Origin of the sequence: Enterobacter sp. 940_PEND, assembly GCF_001059415.1 — a bacterium.
GTDB lineage: Bacteria > Pseudomonadota > Gammaproteobacteria > Enterobacterales > Enterobacteriaceae > Enterobacter > Enterobacter cloacae_M.
Window position 1 is genome coordinate 1 of record NZ_JUMS01000138.1, and the last position, 355, is coordinate 355.

The window sequence follows — 355 nt, forward strand, 5'->3', positions numbered from 1 at the left end:
TTGCCCGGATAGCTCAGTCGGTAGAGCAGGGGATTGAAAATCCCCGTGTCCTTGGTTCGATTCCGAGTCCGGGCACCACTATTTAAAGAACCCAGCCTATGGCTGGGTTTTTGCTTTTCTGCGTTTATACATCCCTTCTTTGTATTCCTGTTTCTCTTTGCCGTGTGATCGTGCGGTCTGCGTTGCCGGATGGCGGCTTTGCCTTTTTCGGTCTACTGAGCCCGCAGGCCCGGCAAGCACAGCGCCAACGGACTTTTCTGCGCACAAAGCAAAAAACCCCGCACCTTACGGTACGGGGTTCTTCTATTTGATGCCTGGCAGTTCCCTACTCTCACATGGGGAGACCCCACACTAC

Annotated in this window: 1 tRNA gene; it reads left to right on the plus strand. The window is 53.8% G+C overall.

The annotated features are described in order from the left end of the window. Positions 1 to 2 precede the first annotated feature (2 nt). Positions 3 to 78: transfer RNA gene (locus ADJ24_RS19925), tRNA-Phe, on the plus strand. Positions 79 to 355 lie beyond the last annotated feature (277 nt).